Here is a 19,299-nt window from a genome sequence, read left to right as displayed (position 1 = left end):
TGCGCTCCCGGTGTCAGGCAGGTTGAGTGGTGCGGCCGAGCTGGGCATGGCGGCCGTAATGATGCGCGCTGCCGCCGAACAGCGTGTCGAAGGCGACGAGCCGCTTGAAATAGGCGCCGACCTCGAGCTCCTCGGTGACGCCCATGCCGCCGTGGAGCTGGATCGACTGCTCGCCGACGAAGCGGGCGCATTTGCCGATCTTCGCCTTCGCAGCCGAAGCGGCGCGGGCCCGTTCGACCGGCGCGCTATCGGCCTTCAGCGCGGCGCGCAGGGCCATGGAGCGGGCTTCGTCCACCTGGATGGCCATGTCGGCGAGGCGATGGCGGATCACCTGGTTGGCGGACAACGGCCGGCCGAATTGCTTCCTGATCTTGGTGTAGTCGAGCGTGGTGTCGAGCAGCGTCTGCATGATGCCGACGGCTTCAGCGCCGAGCGCAGCCATGGTGCGGTCGACGGCCCATTCGATCGCCGGCAGCGCGTCCTTGCCATCGCCGAGCAGGGCATCTGCCGGCAGCTGCACATCGGAGAGCTCGATGTTGCAGGCGCGCCCGCCGCCGAGGCGCGGATAGTCGGAGATCGAAAGCCCCGGCGCCGTCGCCGGCACCAGAAACAGGCCGATCCGCCCCGATGGTCCGTGATGATCGTGCAGATGCGCGGAGACGATGATCTCGTCGGCGGCATGGCCGTCGAGCACGGCGATCTTGCTGCCGGCAAGACGCCAGCCCTGCGCCGTCTTGGTCGCTGATGTCGCGACCTTTGCCAGGTCGAACCGCGCGGCGCGCTCGGAATGCGCAAACGCGAGCTTCAATGAGCCGTCTGCGATCTTGGGCAGGCTCGCCTGCTTCTGCGCGGTGCTGCCGCATCGCTCGATCAGTGCAGCGCCGAGCACGACCGTTGCGACATAGGGCTCGGACACCAGCCCACGGCCGAACGCCTCCATCAAGATGCCGATCTCGACCGGCCCGCCGCCGAGCCCGTCAAACTCTTCAGGGATCGGCAGCGCCAGCCAGCCGAGCTCGGCGAACTGCTTCCACACCGCGGGGCTGAAGCCGAGTGGATCGTTGGCCGTCTTGCGGCGGTGGTCGGCATCGTAGCTCTCGGCCACGAAGCGTTCCGCACTCTCGCGCAGCAGCCGTTGCTCGTCGGTGAGATTGAGATCCATGTCCTTACTCCGCGGCCGCCGGCTTGCGCACGGAGGGGTGCAGTCCGGACGGGTCGACCACCATGCCGAACTCCTGAAGATTGTGGGCGTGACAGAGTTGATGCAGCGCAAAGGCCTGGTCGATCGCGGCGGGCTGGCCCATCACGTCGACGGAGCGGTTCACGGCCTCCTTGGTCAGCTTCAGCGCAAAGGACGGCTTTGACGCGATCCGCCGCGCCAGCTCCATCACGCGCGATGAAAGCTCCGCGCGTGGTACGACCTGGTTCACCATGCCGAGCTGATGCGCCTCCTCGGCGCTCCAGCTGTCGGCCGTGAACAGAAATTCCTTGGCCTTGCGCGGGCCGAGCTCCCAAGGGTGCACGAACCATTCGACGCCGCAGACGCCCATGGTGACGACGGGGTCGCAGAACTGCGCGTCGTCGCTGGCAACGATGAGGTCGCAGGCCCAGGCCAGCATCAAACCACCGGCGATGCACTTGCCATGCACCTCGGCGATGGTCGGCTTCGCCAGGTTACGCCAGCGCCGTGTGATCTGGAGATATATTTCCTGCTCGCGTGCGAAACGGCCATGGGCGTTGGTCTCGGCAAAGCCGCCCCAATTCCCGATCGGCGGAAAATCCGCGCCGGCGGCATTCTTAGCCCCGGGACGCAGATCGTGGCCGGAGGAGAAGTGCGGCCCGTTGCCGGCGAGGATGATCACCTTGACCGCGTCGTCCTGGACCGCCGCGTCGAAGGCGGCGTTGAGGTCGTAGGTCATTTGCAGGTTCTGCGCATTGCGCGCTTCGGGCCGGTTCATGAGGACCCTGGCGATCGCCGGCTCCGGCCGCTCCACGAGGATGGTCTCGAACGAGGACATGGCGCGCTCCCCTGGATTTTTCGTCTTGTTTGCTTGGAGTTGACTATGTCGCCCGGTGATAGGCAAGAGGCTTGCGTCAGCCGGCTGCTTTCGGCGCCGTCCGTCGGGACATCTGGCGTCCTGCGCGCTCAATCTGGTAGTTTGCCCTCGATTCCACCGGGAGAAATTTCCATGCGCAAGATCCTGACCGTGCTGGCGGCACTGGCCTCGCTCAGCCTGACGAATTGCGGCTACAACGCGATCCAGAGCCAGGATGAGCAGATCAAGGCCAACTGGTCCGAGGTGGTGAACCAGTATCAACGCCGCGCCGATCTCGTGCCCAATCTGGTTAATTCGGTGAAGGGCTTTGCGCAGCAGGAAAAGGACGTGCTGCTCGGCGTCACCAATGCCCGCGCCAAGGTCGGCAGCATCCAGGCGACGCCGGAGGTGTTGAACGACCCTGCCGCGCTCCAGAAGTTTCAGGCCGCGCAGGGCGAGCTCTCCAGCGCATTGTCCCGGCTGCTCGTGGTCACGGAAAACTATCCGCAACTCAAGTCGGATGCCCTGTTCAAGGACCTGATGTCGCAGCTCGAGGGAACCGAGAACCGCATCACGGTCGCGCGCAACCGCTACATCAAGGCGGTGCAGGACTACAACGTCACCGTCCGATCGTTCCCGAACAACCTCACGGCGATGATGTTCGGCTACAAGGAGAAGCCGAACTTCTCGGTCGAGAACGAGAAGGAAATCTCGACCGCACCGAAGGTCGATTTCAACGCGCCTGCGCCCGCACCGTCGAAGTAAGCGCGTCCGGCTCCGATGCGCGCGCCACTCACCACTGTCATTCCCCGCGAAAGCGGGGAATCCAGTACGCCGCGGCTTCTCCGCAACCTGCTGGCGTCTCTGGAATACTGGATCGCCCGGTCAAGCTGGACGATGACACTGAGGGTGTGGCGCGCAACGATCGTTGCAACGTTCTTCCTCGCCTTCGCGTTTGCAGCCGCGGCCGACGTCGCGGTGCCGCAGCTCACCGGCCGCGTGGTCGACCGGACCGGTACGCTGTCGAGCAGCGATGTCGCCGCGCTGTCGCAGAAGCTCGCTGATTTCGAAAAGCGGAAGGGCAGCCAGATCGCCGTGCTGATCGTGCCGACGACGGACCCGGAGACGATCGAGCAGTTCTCCATCCGCGTCGCCGAGGCCTGGAAGATCGGCCGCAACAAGGTCGACGACGGCGCGATCCTCGTCGTCGCCAAGAACGACCGGCATCTGCGCATCGAGGTCGGTTACGGCCTCGAAGGCGCGCTCACCGACGTGACCTCGCGGCGGATCATCGACGAGGTCATCACGCCGAAATTCAGGGAGGGCGATTTCGCCGGCGGCATCTCGGCCGGCGCCGAGCGGATGATGCGCGTGGTTGACGGCGAGCCGTTGCCGGCGCCCTCACGCAGCGTGAATTTTGCCAATCTCGACGATATCGGGCCGCTTGTCCCCGTCGCGCTGTTCGGCTCGCTCGTTGTTGGCGGCTTCCTGCGCGCGCTATTGGGGCGGCTGCTGGGCTCGGTCGCGACCGGCAGCGTGATCGGCCTCCTGGCGCTGCTCATCATCGGCTCCGGTGCGTTAGCGCTGCTCGCGGGGATCATCGGCTTCGTGCTGTCCTTCATCGCCGATCTCTTCCCGGCATCGACGGGGTCGTCGCGCGGTGGGACGTGGTCGGGCGGCTCCTCGTCGGGAGGCTGGAGCAGCGGATCGTCGTCGAGCGACAGCGGCAGTTTTGGCGGGGGCGGCGGCAGCTTTGGTGGCGGCGGCGCCTCGGGGAGCTGGTAGTCATGGGCATTGGGCGCATCACCCGGCATCTCTTCCAGCACCATTGGCGTGCGAGGCAGGCGTTTCCGCAAGACGTGCTCAACCGCATCGAGCAGTCGATCAAGAGCAGCGAAACCACGCATTCCGGCCAGGTCCGCTTCGTCGTCGAAGGCGCGCTCGACGGCCGTCCGCTGTTCCGCAACCAGCATGCCCGCGAGCGAGCGCTCGACCTGTTCTCGCATTTGCGGATCTGGGACACGGCGCACAACAACGGCGTGTTGATCTACCTGCTGCTCGCCGACCGCGACGTCGAGATCATCGCCGACCGCGGCATCGACGCGAAGGTCGGCGCCGCCGGCTGGGAGACGATCTGCCGCGCGATGGAAGCGGAGTTCGGAGCCGGCCAGTTCGAGCGTGGCGTGATCGACGGCATCGCGGCAGTGTCGCGGGAGCTGGCGAAGTATTTCCCGCCGGCGGGCCCGCACCCGAACGAGCTGCCGGATGAGCCGGTGGTGATGTGACCCTTTGTCGTCCTGGCGAAAGCCAGGACCACAGGTGTGGCTCAATCATCCAGCTTGTTCAGATCCCGCACCGACTGCATGATCGGCTCGAAATTCGAGCGCGCATCCAGCGCATCGAACAATTGCGCGGTATCCTCCAGCAGGCCGTGCGACCGCGCAATGGCGATGCGCACGTCCTCCTGCGGCGTGTCCGACAGCCTCCCATGCCCTGAAAGAAGGATCTTCGTGTTCAGCCCCTTGATGCGCTCCAGCGACTGGATGTAGTCGGCGATGCTGCCGGAGCCGAACACGCCGCCCATCACGCCGCCGGGCATCAAGGTGTCGGCGGCAAACAGCAGGCCCTTGTCCTGCTCGAACAGCGTGATGCAGGCCGAGGTATGGCCCGGCGTGTACATCACGTTGAGGCGGAAATTGCCGAGGTCGATCAGATTGCCTTCCTCGAGCCAGATGTCGATATTAATCGGCACGTTCGGCTCGTTGAACATCTTGCGCAGCATGGAAAAGTCGTCGCGCAGCATGATCTTGTTGGCGGCAAGCCGATGGGCGGCGACGTAGGTGCGGCGCTCGTTGAAGTGCCAGGCCGCGCCGATATGGTCGAGATGCTCGTGGCTCAGCACCACCATGTCGATTGTCTCCGGCGGGCATCCGACGAAGTTCAGGCATTCGACCATCGCCGGATAGTTCGAGGACAGGCCGACATCGATCAGGATGGTGCGCGCCGAGCCGCGCACCAGATAGGCGTTGGCCGCGCGGTTGGAAAATCGGATCTGGTAGACGTCATCGGCCGCCTGGATCAGCGAGCAGGTGTCGTTCTTCATCAGGGTCGGGAATGCGGTCGGCTTCCGCTTGCTTCATGATTGCGCTGTCCGGTAGGTGACGGCGTTGGAGGCGCGCAGGCGTTTCGACAGCGCATCCATCACCATCAGCGCGAACGCCGGTTGCTGGCTGACGAGATAGACGAAGCGCGCGTGGTTGATCCGCATCACCTTCGTGTTCGGCGCCGATGCGATCGCGGTCGCCGAACGCGCCGAACCGTCGATCACGGCCATCTCGCCGAAGAACTCGCCCTTGCCGAGCTTGATGATGCTGGTCTTGTGCGCGCCGTCGACCTTGGCGATCTCGACCTCGCCGTCGAGCACGACGAACAGCTCTCGGCCGGTCGAGCCCTCCTCGAAGATGACGTCATCGACAGCAAACGCGTTGATGCATTTCTCGATCGTCATGACACCCCCAAACGCCTTCTGGCTGACGGGACGGGCTCATGTTAGCCGCGGAACAATGACGGGCAAACAACCCCTTCGGCTAAGGCGCGCGGCCTACCGCAAGGCAGCATCGGCTGACAATTTGTTGCACGGCGCCACGCCGGTTCCACTTTCCCGACCCAATTCGGCCTCGGACGAGTTCCTAAAATTTCGGTAAGCGGGTCCCGAGGTAAGGAATTCGCAAGCAATGAAAGTTACCAAAAAGTCAACCCAGACTGGAGTATTTGAGCCGTGAGCGAAGCAATGCCCGAATTGGCCGGCCAGGAAGCCGCCGACGCCGCCGCAACCGCGCAGGCCGTCGAGGCTGCCGCCGGCATCGAGGCCCCCTCGATCGCCCCCGACCATGAGGCGCCGCCGAAAGCGGACGCTCCGCAGGTCGAGCCGCCGAAGATCGAGCCGCCGCGGATCGAGGTGCCCAGGATCAGTGCCTCACCGCAGGCCGAGACCAAGCCCGAGCCGAAGCCCGGCAAGCTCATTGTCATGGCGCCCTCGGAGCGGTCCTGGGATCGTGAAGAGTTTGCCCCGCATGTGAAGGCCGACGAGGTGCGTGACACCGGCAGCAAGCGCCGCTTCTCGGCCATGGCCGCCGTCGTGGCGATCGCAGCCTGCGTCGGCGCCGTCAGCGGCGCGCTCGCGACCGCCGGCATGATGCATTTTGCCAGCCCCGCGCCGGCGCAGATTGCCGATACCAGCGCGCTGGATGCGTCCGTCTCCCGGATCGATGCCGACATCGTCGCGCTCAAGGCCAATGTCGAGCACAATTCGAAGACCGGCGTCAGCCAGCTCAATCGGGCCAACGACCGTCTCGACAAGCTCGAGAAGGCGCAGGCCGAACCGATGGCCAAGCTCGTAAAACTGTCCGAGACCGTCGACAAGCTCCGCGCGACGCCGCCGGCAGCCCCCGCGCAGCAGGCCGCAGCCGCGGCGCCCGCGAAGGAGACCACCGGCTCGATCGCACCGGCCCCGACCCAGGTCGCGACGGCCGCTGCCGCCCCGGCTCCCACGCCGGCCGCGCCCAAGACCGAGGTCGGCCGCCTGCCGACGGTCGACGGCTGGAGGCTCCGCGACGTCGCCAATGGCGGCGCGCTGATCGAGGGCCGGGATGGCCTGTACGAGGTCTATGCCGGCGATCCTATCCCCGGAATTGGCCGCGTCGACGCGATCCGCCGCCAGGACGGCCGCTGGGTGGTCGTCACCAGCAAGGGTCTGATCGTCTCGCGCTAAGCGACCGATATCTGAACTTTCAAGGAGGCGCTTCACCACGATGTGAAGCGCCTTTTTGCTTGAATAGGCCTGCTCACGCGGTGTTAGTGAAGGCATGAGCCGCGCCTTGCGAATTCTCGTTGCTGTCCAAATTCTTCTGGCTACCACGCTGTTGTTCGGCGCAGGCATGCCGTCGATAGCTGCGGAGATCGGACAGCTCGCACGCGGCACCGCGATCACCGATCCCGATCTGCTCCGCAAGCTCGACCAGAGCGATGCGCTGTCGATTTCCCGCCTGCTGCAGCCTGAGCGCAACGCGAATGTTCCGCTGACCAGCGATCGGCTGTTCGCCTCGCTGCCGCAGCTGAAAGCGATTCCGCCGGCGATCGATGCGGAGTTCGATCGCTACATCGCGCAGCACAAGCAGGCTTGGCCGAGCGAGACCATCGGCGTCGGCGAAGGTTTCGACGTCCAGTTGTTCGATCGGGCCAATCTGACATCCGCCAACACGCGCTTCGTGCTGGCCGGCATCGTCAACCGCATGGACCGCGCCTATGTCTCGGAGGAATCCTGCGGCGAGATCCGGCTGATCTATCGTCTGGCACGGTTCGAGACAAAACCGGATGGCAGCAACACCGCGACGCGCCTGCCGATGACGTTCAATCTCGTGATGAAGGCGCGCGATGCAGGCCAGACGGATCCGAGCGGCAAGCCCATCACCTGCGCCGAGGTCGCGCGGCGCTGGCTGGACAATGGCGATTGGCAAGGACTGATCGGCAGCCACACTGTTCCCTATGATGCAATGATCGATCGCATCGAGACCAACATCCAGGTCTCGATCGCGCCGAAATCGGCGCTGCACGATTTCCGCTCCGACTATCTGCTCAAGGTGTTCAAATACGACGCGGCCACCAGGACCTTCCAGGAATCGACGCTGGAAAACCAGATCGACCGCGATCGTATCCTTGCCGATGATGCGCTCCGGCGCGACTTCAAGGCCTGGCTCCTTGCGCCAATGAATCTTCGCGAGTTCGATCGCGGCACCGTGCTGATCCCGGAGAAATTTCTCGCCAAGGCTGCCGTGGCGCCGACACCGGCGGGTCTCGACGCCTCGACGATGCAGCCGGAATTCGGCTTGATGCAAGGGGAAGAGAAAGGCGAGGGCAAAGGGGGAGACAAGAGCGATCCCGTCTTCACCGACAATGACGTCGTCGACGCACTGAAGCAGGCCGCGGCACGCGGCATCACCATGGAGAACATCCGCTCGGTCGCGGGCTTCCAGCGCCGCCTCAACGATGTCACCTGCTCGGGCTGCCACCAGACCCGCGGCATCGGCGGCTTCCATTTCCCGGGCGTGGACTGGCTTTCGGATAACGCGTCGAATTCCACCATCGTGCCGGCCTCGCCGCATTTTGTCGGCGACCAGCCCCGCCGCCGCGACATCCTGGCCGCCTTTGCCGCCGGCAAACGCCCTGATTTCTCACGCGGATTTGCCAGCCGGCCGCAGACCCGCGGGGCCCAGGAGCTCGCCGGCACCGAGTATCAGGACGGCTGGGGCGCCCATTGTTCCCTGCAAAATGCGGGATCGGGAACGCCCGATAAGAGTTTTACGTCATGGACCTGTGCTAAAGGTCTCACCTGTCAGGCTGCGGCGGCCTCGAGCCGCATTGGCATGTGCTTCATCAAGACGCGTTAGGGCGTGATCCGGAAAAGTGTGTAGCGGTTTTCCGAGAAGATCACGCACAAGATAAAGCCCTCAACCGATTTGGATGACCCATGACGGATACCAGCGACGCCGACAAGGAGCGCAATCGCGAGATCGCGCGCAATGAGGAAGCCAAACAGGTCACCGGCAGCATCCGCGTCAGCACCTGGGCTGTCGCGGTGGTCGTCATCATCGGCGGGATTTTGTTCACGCTCGGCTGGCTGGCGCTGAAATAGCTCCAGCCCTCACTTCGCGTAGTTCGTCATCCGCTTGCCCGGAAGCAGCTCATACGCCGGTTTCCAGCCCGGCAGCGCGGCCATGCGGCCGAGCCAGGCGTGGACGGCGGGATGGCTCGTCGCGAAATCGAAACCGTGCTCGTCGCTCGGATAGTGCAGATAGGCCATCATCGAGATATCGGCAACGGTTGGCCTGCTGCCGATCGCGAAGGCATTGTGCTGGAGATGTCCGTCCAGAATGCCGAGGAAGTCGTCGAGCCGCCGGCGGAAGTGCTTCAGCACCTGCGGATCGTTTGTCTCGGTGAAGGCCCGCATGAAGCGGTAGGTCGCCATGTAGCCGGTGAGCTTGTGGTTGTCCCAGAACAGCCAGCGCAGCAACTCGAACTTTTCCGCTTCCGTCTCGGCGCCGAAGCGGCCGTATTGTTCTGCAAGCTTGAGCAGGAGAGGCGCGGTCTGCGTCATCTTCACGCCGTCGACCTCGAGCACGGGAATCTCGCCCATCTCGTTGACGGCCTTGCGCCACTCCGCCGTGCGCGTGACGCCGCCGCCGAAATCAGTCCATACCGGCTCGAACGTCTCACCGCAAAGCGTCAGCATCAGCGCCAGCTTGTAGCTGTTGCCGGATTCCGGGAAGTAGTGCAGGCGGTAGCTGGGCATGGGACCTCACGGGACGGCTAGTTGTAGAGACAAGTTATCACCTCAGCGTCGTCCCGGCGCAGGCCGGGACCCATACCGCGTGATTTATCGATCGTGGTCAGTGGGAGTACCGAACGACTAGTGTTCGCCAAACTGCTCCCTGGGGTTATGGGTCCCGGCCTGCGCCGGGACGACAGCGGAGTATGTGGCGCAGGCTTTGCCCCTTACCTCACAGCCCCCTTACCCCACAGCCCCCTTCGCACGCAGCTGCTTGATCGTGGCCTCGTCGTATCCCGCATGACGCAAAATCTCGTCACTGTGCTCGCCGACGCCGGGCGGCTTGCGCGGTTGCACCTTCTTGGTGCCGTCGATCCAGATCGGGCTGTTGATGGTGAGCATGGTGTCGTTCTCGAACGGCACCAGCACCTCGTTGTCGAGCATCTGCTTGTCGTTCGGGATGTCGTCGAGAATGCCGACGATGCCGAACACCAACCCGTTGCCGTCGAGGATTTTTCGCCATTCGGCGAGGTCCCTGGTGGCGAAGGTCTCGTCAAAGATCTTGATCAGCTCGATCGAGCGGGCGTGGCGGTCGGGCTTGGTGGCGAAGCGCGGATCGGTGATCAGGTCCTCGCGGCCGAGGCACTTGGCCAGCGTCGGAAACTGCTTTTCCTCGCTCAGCAGCGACAGGATCAGCCAGCGGCCGTCTTTGCACTGATAGTGGTTGGCGACCGCGTTCAGCGCGCGCTCGCGCGGCCGTCGCTCGGCGAATTTGGCGCCGCTCAGCTTTGCCTGTGCCAGTACGCTCGCCGCCCAGATGCCGTTCGCCATCAGGTTGGAGGCGACATGCGAACCCTTGCCGGTCTTCTCGCGTTGATAAAGCGCGGTGACGATGGCGCTGTACAGCGCCATCGCGCAGGGATGGTCGCCCATGCCGGCGACCGAACGGGCCGGTGTCGTGTCGATGTCGGCGCGGACGAGGTCCATCAGGCCGGAGCGCGCCCAATAGGCGTTGCTGTCGAAGCCGGGCTTGTTGGCTTCCTCGCCCTTCTCGCCATAGCCGGTGAAGGAGGCGTAGATCAGCCGGTCGTTCAGATGGGCGAGGTGGTCATAGGTGATGCCGAGCTTGGTCCGCACCGGCGGCGGCATGTTGGTGATGAAGACGTCGGCCTCCTCGACCAGTCTGTAGAGCACGGCCTGTGCCTCGGGCTTGGAGAGGTCGAGCGCGATGCTCTTCTTGTTGCGGGCCTCCAGAAGCCAGGCGTAATTGTGCTCACTGCTCGGATAGCCGGGAATGTTGGGCAGATTGCGGTAGGGGTCGCCGGCACCGGGCGGCTCGATCTTGATGACGTCGGCGCCGAAATCGGACAGCACGGTCGCAGCCGCGGGCGCCGCGATGAAGCTCGCGCAGTCCAGAACCTTGAGACCTGCAAAAATGCCCTTTTCCATCGCGGCGTTGCTCCCTCGCTCTTGTTGTTTCCCGCTGGCTGGAATTCTTTAATCCCCGTCAGCACAGTCATTTGACCGATGTTCTGGCCGGATGCAACGCCGTCCGGCCACCGCTTTCTCGGGGGCGTCATGCCAGACGGTTATGGCAATCCGCTCGCTCCGGTTGTACAGATTCCTTCATTGCGCGAGCGTCTCGGGCAACTCGCCAGGCTTGGGTGATCCGATGATGTCGATTTCTTTCGTCCGTCTGGCGGCGCCGGTCGTGTTGATCGGCTGGTTCTGCGGGGGCGGTTCGGTCTGGGCTGGCGATCTCGAAGATTGTGGCGGCCCGCCGTCCGAGAAGGTCGAGCCGGCGTGCTCCGCCATCATTGGCGATCAATCGCGCGCCGCGGATGATCGGTTGCGCGCCTATGTGAACAGATCGCGCCTGTTCATGGGACGCTCGAACCTCGATGCGGCGCTGGCCGACGCGGATGCTGCGGTCCAGCTCAACCCGAAATCGGTGCCCGCCCTGCTGTCGCGCGGCTATGCCCGGCAGCGGAAAGGCAATGCCGACGGTGCGCTGGCCGATGCCAACCAGGCCATCGAGCTCGACCCCAAGAACCCGAATGCGTTTGCATTGCGGGGAGGATTGAAAATCGACCAGAAGCAGTGGACCGACGCGGCTGCGGATTTCAGCCAGGCCATCACTCTGCGGCAAGACTACGCGCCAGCCTATGTCGGGCGCGCGCGGGCCTCTATCGAGACGTCGCAACTTGACCAGGCCATGAGCGATCTCAACACCGCGATCTCGATGAATGCGAGCCTGCCCAGCGCCTTCTTCTGGCGTGGACAGGTCTATCGCCGCAAGGGTGACATCGACCACGCCATCGAGGATTTTTCACGCGCGATCGCGCAGACGCCGCAGCCCGATCGGGGCTCCTATTTCGCGCGGGGACAGCTGTTCAACGCCAAGGGCGATTACGCGCGTGCGATCGCGGACTTCGACAAGGTGCTGTCGGTGGCCCCGAACGATCCTGCGGCGCTTCAGCAGAAGCAGTCTGCGATCGCCATGCAGGCCGAGCTTGCGAAGGTGCATGGCGGGCAGCCCGCTGTCGTAGCGCCCAAGGAGGCCGCTGCCGCCCCGCCGCCCGTCGCGCCGCAACCGACCGCTCCAATGGCGATCATCCCGAAGGGAACCTTCCCGGCGCTGCCGCCGTCTTTGACCGAGGCAGCGCAATTGATCACGCAGAAAAAATATGCCGAGGCCCTGCCGCGTCTCAACACGGTGCTCGCGGCCGATCCGAACAACCAGGCCGCGCTCAAGTTCCGGGTCGCTGCGAACCTGTCGCTCTCTCATTTCGCGGAGGCGCGGACCGACATCGATGCGCTGCTCAGGATGAAGCCGAACGATGGACCGTTGCTGGTGTCCCATGCTGTCGCTTCGATCGGAATGAAGCAGTTCGACCAGGCGACAGCCGACGCCAATCAGGCGCTCAGCGTCAATCCGAACGATGCGGCTGCCTATATCTGCCGCGGCATGGCATACCGCCTGACCGGAAAGTTTCAGGACGCTCTTGCCGATTTCGACCGCTCGATCTCGCTCAACGACAAGGACTACATGGCCTACGCCGAGCGCGGTCAGGCCTATATGGGCCTCAACCAGATGGACAAGGCGGTCGTCGATTTCGACCATTCGCTGGTCCTCAACCCCGTCAACGACACCGCGCGCGCCGCACGAGGCCTCGTGCTGCTGCTGAAGGGGAATAGCGCGGAGGGCCTGGTCGACGTCAAGAACGCGCTCGACCGCAATCCCAACAACCAGGTTGCCGAGCTCGGCCAGGGCCTGGCAATGCTGCTCTCCGGGCAATTCGACCGTGCGATCGTGGCGCTCGACCAGATTGTCGGCAAGCAGCCGGCGCTGGATGCATTCGTGCGGACGCTGCGTGCGCGCGCCTATCTCGGCAAGAAGGATGCCGCCGGTGCCATGACCGACCTCAATCTGGTGCTGGGGACGCGCCCCGACGATGCAGACGCGCTCAGCCTGCGCGGCATCGCCTTCACGTCGATGAAGCAATACGACAAGGCTTTGGACGATCTCGGCAAGGCGATTGCGCAGAAGCCGACGATCGAGCGCTATTTCGCGCGCGCGGGCGTCTACGAGGCCAAGGGCGATGTGGACAAGGCCACCGGCGATTATCGCAGCGCCACCCAGATGAATCCGGCCAACGTGTTCGATATCGCGGCGCAGGCCCAGTCCAAGCTGAAGATCCAGCAACTCTCGAAGCGCATCCCTTGCGGCAGCTCCGGGCGCGGCAGCAAAGACGATACCTGCCTCTAGCCGGAAAACGCGACGGAGCGAGATGGTATGGCTTCGTCAGGCCGCGACGGACACGCGGCTGGTGAACAAGCCGATGTTGGAGTCGCCCCAGGCTTTCAACGCCGTCAGCACAGGCGTCATGCTTCTTCCCAATTCCGAAAGACTGTATTCCACCTTCGGCGGTACCTGCGGATAGACCGTTCGTACAATCAATCCGTCCATTTCGAGTTCGCGGAGTTGATTTGTAAGAGTCCTGTGCGTGACGGCAGGAATTCGCCGCTTGATTTCGTTGAAGCGAACCGTCCCTTCCAGAAGGTGGAAGAGGATGACGCATTTCCATTTTCCATCGATGAGGCTGATGGCGGCTTCGACCGTGCAGCCCGGGGCGCAATCGAAGCGCGAGTGCCGAGGTTTGGCCATGACGGTATCCCTTTCGATACTAGTGGCAATTCTTGTGCGTATCGCAAGATCTGAGGCTACCGGGTAACTGTGGTCCGGACAAGTCGGCGACTGCCGCATGCGAGCGGAAGCCGCAGTCCTCGAAATATCCAAGCCTTCATCAACAACAAAGATGCCCAAGGGAGAGAAACACATGAGACGTGTGAGGCGAGATCTGATCTGTGCATCGATAGCCGTTGTGTGTCTCGGTGGAGCGGCCCAGGCCCAGGAGCAGGGCGGTAAGGCGGAGATCTTCGCCAGGCTGCCTCAGTCCGTCGGCAACATTGCGTTCACGCCGGACAATCAGCTGATCTTCAGTCACCATCCGTTCTATGAGCCCGATCTGAGAGTGGCCCGGCTCACGTCGCCGACGACTTTCGAGCCCTTTCCGAATGCCGAGTGGAACGCGCCAAGGAAGGGAACCGATCAATACCTCGACAACGTGCTCGGCTTGCGATCCGACGAAAGCGGGGTCGTATGGATCATCGATATGGGGTTTCGGACCCCGATTACGCCAAAGCTCGTCGGCTGGAATACGCGAGCGAACAGGCTCGAGCGAATCTACTACATGCCGGAGCCGGTCACGGTGACGGGATCTCAACCGCAAGACATCGTGATCGATCAGAAGCATCGCAAATTCTATATCGCCGATGAAAACATCGGGCCGGGAGGCGACGGCTCTCATGCGGCGATCATCGTGATCGACATGGACACCGGTGCCGCGCGGCGCGTGCTGGATGGCGATCGATCGACCGTTCCCGAAAATATCCCGATCACGGTGGACGGCAACGAGCTGACCGTGCCGGGCAAGGACGGCAAGCAATCCATCATCAAGGTCGGCTGCGACGGCATCACGATGGACGTCAATTCGGAGTGGGTCTACTTCGCTCCGCTGAGCGGCCGGTCGCTTTATCGGATCAAGGCCGCCGATCTCGGCAACGAGAAGCTCGGGTCCGAAGAATTGAGCAAGCGGGTCGAACGCTATTCCGACAAGCCGAATAATGGCGGGCTATCGATCGACTACGCGGGAAATATCTACCTGACCGCCGTTGAAACCAGGTCGATCGGCATCATCGGGGCGGACCGGAAATATCGAACCTATCTCAATGATGCCGACATGGTGTGGCCGGACGGCATTACGGCGTCTCCCGACGGGTACATGTACGTGTCCGCGTCCCAGGTCTCCGCAGCCGCGATGTTTCACAACGGCAAGGCAGAGAACAAGACGCCCTATCTGATCTATCGGTTCAAGCCGGAGGCCGCGGGCTACATCTCCCGTTAGGGTGCGGGCGGGTCGCCGGCCAGCAGGGCGGCATTGCCGCCGGCGGCCGCGGTGTTGATGGTCACGGTCTGCTCGGTGGCAAAGCGCGCGAGATAATGCGGGCCGCCGGCCTTCGGGCCGGTGCCGGACAGGCCGTTGCCGCCGAACGGCTGCACGCCGACCACGGCGCCGATCATGTTGCGGTTGACGTAGATGTTGCCGACCTGGACACGGTCGATGATGGCCTCGACCGTGTCGTCGATGCGGGAATGCACGCCGAGCGTCAGCCCGTAGCCGGTGCGCTCGATCGCTTGCAGCACGCGTTCGAGGGTCTCGGCGCGGTAGCGCACCACATGCAGGATCGGGCCGAACACCTCTTCGGTGAGCTGGCTGGCATTCTTGAGTTCAAAGATATGCGGCGCGACGAAGCAGCCCTCAGGCGCGTGACCTGCAAAGTGCAGCCGCGCCTCTTTCTTCATCCGCGAGATGTGCGCATCGAGCCGCTGCTTGGCCTCGTCGTCGATGACAGGGCCGACATGGGTCGCGACGTCGGCGGGGTCGCCGATCTTCAACTCGCGCGCCGCGCCCGCGATCATCTCGATGATGCGATCGGCGACGTCCTCCTGCACGAACAGCAGCCGCAACGCCGAGCAGCGCTGGCCTGCGGAACGGAACGCGGAGGTGACGACGTCGTCGGCGACCTGTTCGGGCAGCGCAGTGGCATCCGCGATCATGGCGTTGATGCCGCCGGTCTCTGCGATCAGCGGCACGATCGGCCCATCCTTGGCCGCAAGCGTCCGGTTGATGTGGCGCGCAACCTCGGTCGAGCCGGTGAAGACGACGCCGGCAATATCCGGATGTGCGGTCAGCGCGGCGCCGATGCGGCCGTCGCCGGTGACGAGATGCAGCGCGCTTGCGGGGATACCAGCCTCATGCAGAAGGGCGATAGCCTCGCGCGCGATACGCGGCGTTTGCTCCGCGGGCTTTGCGACGACGCTGTTGCCGGCCATCAGTGCAGCCGTGACCTGGCCCAGGAAGATCGCCAACGGAAAATTCCATGGCGAGATCGCCACGAAGACGCCGCGGCCGCGCATGGTAAGCGCATTGCTCTCGCCGGTCGGGCCCGGCATCGCGACCTTGCCGCCGAACAGTTTTCGGCCCTGCGCCGCGTAGTAGCGACAGAAATCGGCGGCTTCGCGCAGCTCGGACAGCGCGTCGTCGAGCGTCTTGCCGCCTTCGCGCTGAAGCAGCCCGATGAAATACGTGCCGCGGCTCTCCAACAGATGCGCGGCCTGCTCCAGCGCCGCCGCGCGTGTCGCCGCAGGCGTCCGGCTCCAGGCCGCAAAGCCCGCGCGGGCTGCGGCGATCGCTGCGCCTACCTGCTCGGGCGTTGCGTCGGCGACCGGCCTGAGATCGGTCGTGCCAGCCTTGACATCGGCGAGCATCCGGTCGAGCGCCGCGCGCTCGCCGAACTCGATCCCGGCTGAGTTATGCCGCTCCGGCGCAAAGAGATCGCCCGGCAGCGGGATTTTGGCGTGATGGGCGTGATCGGGACGAACGATGAGATCGACCGGGCGCTTCAGCAGCGCCGGGACGGGGACGCGGTAATCGGCCGCCTGCGCCACGAAGGAGGAATTGGCGCCGTTCTCGAGCAGCCGGCGCACCAGATAGGCGAGCAGATCGCGATGGCTGCCGACCGGTGCATAGGTGCGGTAGGAGATCTCAGGATGATCCTTGGCGAGCTGCTCGTAGAGCGCCTCGCCCATGCCGTGCAGGCGCTGGAATTCGAAGCTGCCGGCATCGCCGGCGAGCTCCAGCACGGTTGCGACGGTGAGCGCGTTGTGGGTCGCGAACTGCGGGAAGATGCGCGGCCGCAATGCGAGCAGCTTCGCCGCGCAGGCGACGTAATTCAGATCCGTCATCGCCTTGCGCGTGAACACGGGGTAGCCGTCGAGCCCGCGCTCCTGCGCGCGCTTGATCTCGGTGTCCCAATAGGCGCCCTTGACCAGCCGCACCATCAGCTTGCGGTCGTGCGCACGTGCAAGCTCGTGGACGTAGTCGATCACTGCGCTGGCGCGCTTCTGATAGGCCTGGATTGCGAGGCCAAAGCCGTCCCAGCCTTCGAGCGAGGGATCGGCGAGCGTTGCCGCGATGACGTCGAGCGACAGCTCGAGCCGATCGGCTTCCTCGGCATCGACGGTGAAGTTGAGGTCATACGCCCTGGCCCGCCGGGCCAGATCCAGCAATTGCGGCACCAACTCGGCCATCACGCGCGCGCGGCTGATCGCCTCGAAGCGCGGATGCAGCGCCGAGAGCTTCACGGAGATGCCGGGCCGGTCGGGCAGGGGATGGTTGCCCGCCGCCTTGCCGATGGTTTCGATCGCGCTGGCATAGGCGTCGAAATAGCGCTTCGCGTCCGCTGCGGTTCGCGCGCCTTCGCCGAGCATGTCGAAGGAGTAGCGTGGCCTCTCTCCCGAGCGCGGCTTGCCCCGCTCCAGCGCCTGCTCGATGGTCTCGCCGAGCACGAAATGATTGCCCATCAGCCGCATCGCCTGGCGCGTGGCGGTGCGCACGGCCGGCGCGCCCAGCCGCTTCACCAGGCGGCCGATGGTCCCGTCGGGCGTCTCGCCGGGCTGGATCACGCGCGCCGACAGGCCGAGCGCCCAGGCCGAGGCGTTGACCAGGAACGCCGTGGACTTGGTCTCGTGATGGATGAAGTCGCCTTCGCCGAGCTTGTCCTCGATGAACTGGTCGGCGGTGCGCGCGTCCGGCACGCGCAGCAGCGCTTCCGCCAGCACCATCAGTGCCAGCCCTTCCTTGGTCGAGAGCGCGAACTCCCGCAGCATGTCCTCGACGCCGCCGAGCCGGTCGTCACGCTTGCGGATCGCCTCGATCAGCCGGGTGGCGGTGCGGTCAATCCGCGCCTCCTGCGGCGAGCTTAGATGTGCAGACGGAAACAGGCGCGCAGCGATGTCGGCATCGTCGGGCGCGTAGGGGGCGGTGAAGGGCGGCGGAATGTTCGGCATGGCGTGTCCTGTGGCTGAAATCCAGGATAAAGCCCGCATAACCGTAGTTCGATAGACAAATTAGTCGATTTGCCTTAGAAAATGAAGTTCTCTGGAATGGTAGCCGCATAAAATATGGAACTCGATCGAATCGACCGGAAGATCCTCTCGATTTTGCAGGAGGATGGGCGAATCGCCAATGTCGAGCTGGCGGAGCGCATCGGGCTGTCGCCGACCTCGGTCGGCGAGCGGCTCAAGCGCCTGCAGCGCGAGGGCTTTGTCGAGGGCTACGGGGCGCGGCTCAATCCGCACCGGCTTGGGCTCGGCCTGCTGGTGTTCGTCGAGGTGCTGCTCGACAAGACCACGCCGGACAATTTCGAGCGCTTTGCGCGCGCGGTGAAACTCGCGCCCGAAGTGCTCGAGTGTCACATGGTTGCCGGAGGCTTCGACTATCTAGTGAAGGCGCGGCTGGCCGACATGACCGCGTACCGGCGCTTCCTCGGCGAGACGCTGCTGTCGATGCCGGGTGTGCGCGAGACGCGCACCTATGCGGTGATGGAAGAGATCAAGCGCGACGCACCGTTGCCGGTTGGCTGACGAAATGCGGTCGCGATTGTCACTGCTGCGGCGTTGAAATGGCGATCTCTACGGGCAAATAGTTTCCGCGCGCAGTCGCAACGCCTGTCGTCGAATGCACTGATCGTCTTCTAAAATTTTTTTGGCCCAACTCCCGGACAGATCCGGGAGGCAGCGAAGGCTGGCGGGCTTATACTTTGAGGTTCTCTGCGGATGTCTTGCCCCGGTTTGCGATCTCTTCATACTCAACCGTCTGGCCCTCATTGAGGGAGGACAGACCGGCTTTCTGCACTGCCGAGATATGCACGAACACATCCTTGCCGCCCGACGCAGGCTGGATAAATCCATAACCCTTGGTCGGGTTGAACCACTTGACCGTACCTTTAGCCATCACGACTTCTCCGCGGGTCTTCCTCCGAGATCACGAACCGCCAGTCCCCGCCAACCGGCCGGTTCGGTCCTAACAGGATACGCGGAATGTGGCGGGCTTGGTAGATCAAACCATATCGACATTTCGCGGAAATTCGCTCAACTTCGCGGCGTTTTTGCCGGTTTTGCCCGTTTCGCGGTCAATTCTCGCGGACGCACCGCGCCCTCCGTCAATAAGTCGCGGCCAGATAGTCCACGATCTTGCCGACGTCGGCATCGTCGATCGGTGCGCCATAGACCTTGATCATCTTGGTCACCTCGGCCTGCCAGAACGCTTTCTTGTCCTTCATCGGCGGCTGCGTGGCGATGTAGTCGGACGAGTGGCAGGCGGCGCAATTGCCCTGCACGACCTCGAGATTGGGGCCCGGCTTGAAGGCTGCGACCTCATCCGGCGTCTTGTAATTGACCGGCGCGGCCAGCGCCGAACCCACCGCGGCAATGGCGGCAAGCGTGATGGTGAGGAGAACGGTGCGCTGCATGAT

Annotated in this window: 19 protein-coding genes; 9 read left to right on the top strand and 10 right to left on the bottom strand. The window is 64.1% G+C overall.

The genetic code is table 11. From position 1 onward, the window contains the following. Positions 1 to 13: 13 nt before the first annotated feature. Positions 14 to 1,162, bottom strand: coding sequence for an acyl-CoA dehydrogenase (locus QA645_RS36165; RefSeq protein ID WP_254134167.1), 1,149 nt, complete (start codon positions 1,160 to 1,162; stop codon positions 14 to 16). A gap of 4 nt (positions 1,163 to 1,166) precedes the next feature. Beyond that, a complete protein-coding gene (locus QA645_RS36160; RefSeq protein WP_283045960.1) occupies positions 1,167 to 2,018 on the bottom strand; it encodes an enoyl-CoA hydratase in 852 nt (283 codons plus the stop codon). 171 nt (positions 2,019 to 2,189) lie between these two features. Here QA645_RS36160 and QA645_RS36155 point away from each other — a divergent pair, with 171 nt between their 5' ends. The 3 genes from QA645_RS36155 (at position 2,190) to QA645_RS36145 (ending at position 4,321) form a co-directional block, all read left to right on the top strand. Then, complete coding sequence (locus tag QA645_RS36155; RefSeq protein WP_254195490.1) at positions 2,190 to 2,801, top strand: LemA family protein; 612 nt, start codon at positions 2,190 to 2,192, stop codon at positions 2,799 to 2,801. A 132-nt stretch (positions 2,802 to 2,933) separates the two neighbouring features. Continuing rightward, a complete protein-coding gene (locus QA645_RS36150; protein WP_283045959.1) occupies positions 2,934 to 3,821 on the top strand; it encodes a YgcG family protein in 888 nt (295 codons plus the stop codon). 2 nt (positions 3,822 to 3,823) lie between these two features. Then, positions 3,824 to 4,321 (top strand): TPM domain-containing protein, encoded by a 498-nt coding sequence (locus tag QA645_RS36145; protein WP_283045958.1) that lies wholly within the window; start codon positions 3,824 to 3,826, stop codon positions 4,319 to 4,321. Between the two features lie 41 nt (positions 4,322 to 4,362). Here the strand turns inward: QA645_RS36145 and QA645_RS36140 are convergent, their stop codons facing one another. Together QA645_RS36140 and QA645_RS36135 are read right to left on the bottom strand one after the other, a co-directional pair. Then, a complete protein-coding gene (locus tag QA645_RS36140) occupies positions 4,363 to 5,139 on the bottom strand; it encodes an MBL fold metallo-hydrolase (RefSeq protein WP_283045957.1) in 777 nt (258 codons plus the stop codon). Between the two features lie 33 nt (positions 5,140 to 5,172). Then, entirely contained in the window at positions 5,173 to 5,544 is a 372-nt protein-coding gene (locus QA645_RS36135; protein WP_283045956.1) for a cyclic nucleotide-binding domain-containing protein, read from the bottom strand. Between the two features lie 282 nt (positions 5,545 to 5,826). Between QA645_RS36135 and QA645_RS36130 the strand changes: the two genes are divergently transcribed. From QA645_RS36130 to QA645_RS36120, 3 genes are all read left to right on the top strand, one after another. Further along, positions 5,827 to 6,807 carry a hypothetical protein gene (locus QA645_RS36130; RefSeq protein ID WP_283053484.1) on the top strand — a complete coding sequence of 327 codons (981 nt, stop codon included), beginning with the start codon at positions 5,827 to 5,829 and terminating at the stop codon, positions 6,805 to 6,807. A gap of 94 nt (positions 6,808 to 6,901) precedes the next feature. Continuing rightward, entirely contained in the window at positions 6,902 to 8,482 is a 1,581-nt protein-coding gene (locus QA645_RS36125) for a hypothetical protein (RefSeq protein WP_283045955.1), read from the top strand. Between the two features lie 80 nt (positions 8,483 to 8,562). Then, complete coding sequence (locus QA645_RS36120) at positions 8,563 to 8,727, top strand: hypothetical protein (protein WP_200469919.1); 165 nt, start codon at positions 8,563 to 8,565, stop codon at positions 8,725 to 8,727. 9 nt (positions 8,728 to 8,736) lie between these two features. Here QA645_RS36120 and QA645_RS36115 read toward each other — a convergent pair whose 3' ends face one another. Beyond that, complete coding sequence (locus tag QA645_RS36115; protein WP_283045954.1) at positions 8,737 to 9,384, bottom strand: glutathione S-transferase family protein; 648 nt, start codon at positions 9,382 to 9,384, stop codon at positions 8,737 to 8,739. Between the two features lie 219 nt (positions 9,385 to 9,603). Next, entirely contained in the window at positions 9,604 to 10,809 is a 1,206-nt protein-coding gene (locus QA645_RS36110) for a CoA transferase (protein ID WP_283045953.1), read from the bottom strand. 223 nt (positions 10,810 to 11,032) lie between these two features. Here QA645_RS36110 and QA645_RS36105 point away from each other — a divergent pair, with 223 nt between their 5' ends. Next, positions 11,033 to 13,129 carry a tetratricopeptide repeat protein gene (locus QA645_RS36105; protein WP_283045952.1) on the top strand — a complete coding sequence of 699 codons (2,097 nt, stop codon included), beginning with the start codon at positions 11,033 to 11,035 and terminating at the stop codon, positions 13,127 to 13,129. Between the two features lie 36 nt (positions 13,130 to 13,165). On the opposite strand, the gene QA645_RS36100 is transcribed toward QA645_RS36105, so the two are convergent. Continuing rightward, on the bottom strand, positions 13,166 to 13,528 hold the full coding sequence (locus QA645_RS36100) for a helix-turn-helix domain-containing protein (RefSeq protein WP_283045951.1): 363 nt from the start codon (positions 13,526 to 13,528) through the stop codon (positions 13,166 to 13,168). A 172-nt stretch (positions 13,529 to 13,700) separates the two neighbouring features. Between QA645_RS36100 and QA645_RS36095 the strand changes: the two genes are divergently transcribed. Then, positions 13,701 to 14,828: an L-dopachrome tautomerase-related protein gene (locus QA645_RS36095; RefSeq protein ID WP_283045950.1), complete on the top strand. Its 1,128-nt coding sequence runs from the start codon at positions 13,701 to 13,703 to the stop codon at positions 14,826 to 14,828. Here the strand turns inward: QA645_RS36095 and putA are convergent. Beyond that, a complete protein-coding gene (gene putA, locus QA645_RS36090) occupies positions 14,825 to 17,833 on the bottom strand; it encodes a bifunctional proline dehydrogenase/L-glutamate gamma-semialdehyde dehydrogenase PutA (protein ID WP_283045949.1) in 3,009 nt (1,002 codons plus the stop codon). The two genes, QA645_RS36095 and putA, sit on opposite strands and share 4 nt — an antisense overlap. 114 nt (positions 17,834 to 17,947) lie before the next feature. On the opposite strand from putA, the gene QA645_RS36085 reads away from it, so the two are divergent. Then, on the top strand, positions 17,948 to 18,409 hold the full coding sequence (locus QA645_RS36085) for an Lrp/AsnC ligand binding domain-containing protein (RefSeq protein WP_194464197.1): 462 nt from the start codon (positions 17,948 to 17,950) through the stop codon (positions 18,407 to 18,409). 169 nt (positions 18,410 to 18,578) lie between these two features. Here QA645_RS36085 and QA645_RS36080 read toward each other — a convergent pair whose 3' ends face one another. Both QA645_RS36080 and QA645_RS36075 read right to left on the bottom strand, forming a co-directional pair. Further along, positions 18,579 to 18,779 carry a cold-shock protein gene (locus QA645_RS36080; protein ID WP_008134691.1) on the bottom strand — a complete coding sequence of 67 codons (201 nt, stop codon included), beginning with the start codon at positions 18,777 to 18,779 and terminating at the stop codon, positions 18,579 to 18,581. 208 nt (positions 18,780 to 18,987) lie between these two features. Further along, entirely contained in the window at positions 18,988 to 19,296 is a 309-nt protein-coding gene (locus QA645_RS36075) for a cytochrome c (RefSeq protein ID WP_283045948.1), read from the bottom strand. Positions 19,297 to 19,299: the final 3 nt, after the last annotated feature.

Source organism: Bradyrhizobium sp. CIAT3101, assembly GCF_029714945.1.
GTDB lineage: Bacteria > Pseudomonadota > Alphaproteobacteria > Rhizobiales > Xanthobacteraceae > Bradyrhizobium.
Note: the sequence above shows the minus strand (reverse complement) of the source record. Positions and strands in the feature narration are given on the sequence as shown.